The sequence below is a fragment of the Neisseria sp. genome, from assembly GCF_041804105.1.
Lineage (GTDB): Bacteria > Pseudomonadota > Gammaproteobacteria > Burkholderiales > Neisseriaceae > Neisseria.
This window is the reverse complement of the sequence record NZ_JBHCJY010000029.1, coordinates 1-3,276: the sequence shown is the minus strand read 5'-3', so window position 1 is coordinate 3,276 and position 3,276 is coordinate 1. Positions and strand designations below refer to the sequence as shown.

Here is a 3,276-nt window from a genome sequence, read left to right as displayed (position 1 = left end):
TGAGAAGTTGTTCGATGGGCTGCCAATCGAGTAGCTGGTTAATTTTGAGCAACGGGTAGCTGTCGATATGTTTGCTCATCATGATTTGGGCTTGTTGGTGGAAAAAGCTGCTCATAAAAAAACTCCTCTGAATTCTTTAGGGTCTGTCGACAATTAAAATTCTAATATATCATTCGCTTATGATCAGATACTCTCTCACCGATGCCCAATGGGCAAAAATCGAACCCCTATGCCAAGGCAAAGCAAGCGATGCAGGGCGTACCGCTGCCGATAACCGTTTGTTTATCGAAGCCGTATTGTGGATAGTCCGTACAGGCAGCCCGTGGCGGGATCTGCCTGCCGCATTCGGCAATTGGAACAGTATCCACAAACGCTACCGCCGCTGGGTTCTGGCAGACCGTTTCACCCATATTTTCAAAACACTGTGCACAGATGCCGATATGGAATATATCTGCATAGACGGAACAATCGTCAAAGTCCACCGCCACGGTCAGGGCGCAAAAGGGGGACTTCGAATCAGGCAATCGGCCAATCCAAAGGCGGAATGACGACCAAAATCCTTGTCATGACCGATGCTTTGTGCAATTTGGTGGACTTCACACTCCTGCCCGGACAGCGCAACGATATTTGCGGCGTAGAACCGCTGATTAAAGATAAGGAATTTGATGCTTTATTGGCGGATAAAGCCTTTGATGCCGACTGGCTGGTCGAAGAGTTGACCGAAAGGGGGAGTAAAGTGGTTATTCCGCCACGCAGGAGTCGGAAGCATTTGCGTCATTTCGACAAAATTATGTATCGTTGGCGGCATCTTGTTGAAAATTTCTTTTGCAGGCTCAAAGAGTTTAAAAAGATTGCGATGCGCTCCGAGAAGACGGACGAGTCGTTTTCAGCCAATATTTACCTCGCTGCTACATTGTTGGGACTGCGATAAATATGAATGTCGACAGACCTTAGGAGAATTTAGAGGAGTTTTGGTTTTTTTGCAAAGGTCTCAGGCCGTCTGAAAACGCAACGCAAGCCAACCCGAAAGGCCGATTTTTCCAAGCGGCCGCGATGGTTTGCGCGTATAATCGCGCCATTTCCCCACGTTTTGAGAGAGCCGGTTTATGTCTGTCGTTTTAGCCCTGCGCGGTGCGCGCGCCCTTTCCGATTTCCGTGTTGAAAAACTCAAGCAGAAAGCCGCCGTGCTCGGCCTGCCGCAGGCGGAGTTGGACAGCGAATTCTGGTATTTCGCCGCCTCTGCGGCTGCTTTGGACGCGGCTTCGGCGGCGAAACTCGAGGCCCTGCTTGATGCGCGTTCGGCAACCGAAACACCCGCGGTTTCAGACGGCCTGCACCTCTTCCTCGTCACGCCGCGCATCGGCACGATTTCGCCGTGGGCGTCGAAAGCCACCGACATCGCGCGCAACTGCGGCCTGTCTGAAATCGAGCGCATCGAGCGCGGCACGGCGGTTTGGCTGAAAGGCCGTCTGAACGACGAACAGAAAGCGCAATGGGCGGCGCTGCTGCATGACCGCATGACCGAAAGCGTACTGCCCGATTTTCAGACGGCCTCCGCGCTGTTCGCCCATCCCGAAGCGAAAACCTTTGATACGGTGGACATTCTCGGCGGCGGCAAAGACGCGCTGCTCAAGGCCAACACCGCAATGGGCCTGGCGCTTTCGCCCGACGAAATCGATTATCTCGTTAAAAACTACCAAGCCTTGAACCGCAACCCCAGCGACGTGGAGCTGATGATGTTCGCGCAGGCCAATTCCGAGCACTGCCGCCACAAAATCTTCAATGCCGACTTCATCTTAAACGGCGAAAAGCAGCCCAAATCCCTGTTCCGCATGATACGCGACACCCACGAAGCGCACCCCGCAGGCACGGTGGTGGCCTATAAGGACAACGCTTCGGTCATCGAAGGCGCGAAAATCGAGCGTTTCTACCCGCGCGCGGGCGAAAACCAAGCCTACCGTTTCAGCGAAGAAGACACCCACATCCTGATGAAGGTGGAAACCCACAACCACCCCACCGCCATCGCCCCGTTTGCGGGCGCGGCCACCGGCGCGGGCGGCGAAATCCGTGACGAAGGCGCAACGGGGCGCGGTTCGCGTCCGAAAGCCGGCTTGACGGGCTTCACCGTGTCCAACCTCAACATCCCCGAACTGCCGCAGCCGTGGGAAAAACCCTACGGCAAGCCCGGCCACACCGCTTCGCCGCTGGACATCATGATCGAAGGCCCCATCGGCGGCGCGGCGTTCAACAACGAATTCGGCCGCCCCAACCTGCTCGGCTATTTCCGCACCTTTGAAGAGCGGTTCGACGGCCAAATGCGCGGCTACCACAAGCCGATTATGATTGCCGGCGGCCTGGGCAACATTCAGGCAGGCCAAACCCACAAAAACGAAATCCCCGAAGGCGCACTCTTAATCCAGCTCGGCGGCCCGGGCATGCTCATCGGTTTGGGCGGCGGCGCGGCCTCTTCTATGGACACCGGCAGCAACGCGGCCGATTTGGACTTCAATTCCGTGCAGCGCGGCAACCCCGAAATCGAACGCCGCGCGCAGGAAGTCATCGACCGCTGCTGGCAGCTCGGCGAAGCCAACCCGATTATCGCCATCCACGACGTCGGCGCGGGCGGCCTCTCCAACGCTTTCCCCGAACTCGTCAACGACGCGGGGCGCGGCGCGGTGTTCCAACTGCGCGACGTGCCGCTGGAAGAACACGGCCTCTCGCCCATGCAGATTTGGTGCAACGAAGCGCAGGAACGTTACGTTTTGTCCATTTTGGAACAGGATCTGGACACCTTCCGCGCCATCTGCGAACGCGAACGCTGCCCCTTCGCCGTGGTCGGCCCCGCCACCGTCGACGGCCGTCTGTAAGTGCGCGACGACCTGTACGGCAACCATCCCGTCGATCTGCCTCTGAACGTGCTGCTGGGCAAACCGCCCAAAACCACCCGCAGCGACCATACCGTATGCCTGTCTGAAAAAATCAACAACCCGTTTTACCCCAAAGCAGAATATGAAAAAATTTTTACTGATTGCCGGCTATGCAGACTCCCTAATCAATTTCCGCTGGGATTTGATTTGCGCCATACAAGCAAAAGGATTAGAAGTACACGTAGCCGCCCCCGGCATTACCGAAAGCCCGCCCACCTTGGAAAAACTGCGCAACAACGGTGTAATCGTACATGATGTCCCGATGCAGCGTACGGGCACCAATCCGGTGGAAGATTTCAAAACCCTAATCGCCCTGCGCCAACTGATGCAGCAGGTTCGTCCCGACCAT

The 3,276-nt window shown here is 56.3% G+C and carries 1 protein-coding gene and 3 pseudogenes; 3 read left to right on the top strand and 1 reads right to left on the bottom strand.

The features are described from left to right. Positions 1 to 115, bottom strand: a pseudogene (locus ACEYDX_RS03085) (IS5/IS1182 family transposase); the annotation flags it as partial. Positions 116 to 179: 64 nt separating this feature from the next. Between ACEYDX_RS03085 and ACEYDX_RS03080 the strand changes: the two are divergent. The 3 genes and pseudogenes from ACEYDX_RS03080 to ACEYDX_RS03070 all read left to right on the top strand — a co-directional run. Then, a protein-coding gene (locus tag ACEYDX_RS03080) for an IS5 family transposase (RefSeq protein ID WP_373740571.1) occupies positions 180 to 931 on the top strand; the annotation gives its coding sequence in 2 pieces (ribosomal slippage) (positions 180 to 516 and positions 516 to 931; 753 coding nt in all). Between the two features lie 175 nt (positions 932 to 1,106). Then, positions 1,107 to 2,996: pseudogene (purL, locus tag ACEYDX_RS03075) on the top strand (phosphoribosylformylglycinamidine synthase); the annotation flags it as partial. Between the two features lie 13 nt (positions 2,997 to 3,009). Further along, a pseudogene (locus ACEYDX_RS03070) lies at positions 3,010 to 3,276 on the top strand (glycosyltransferase family 1 protein); the annotation flags it as partial.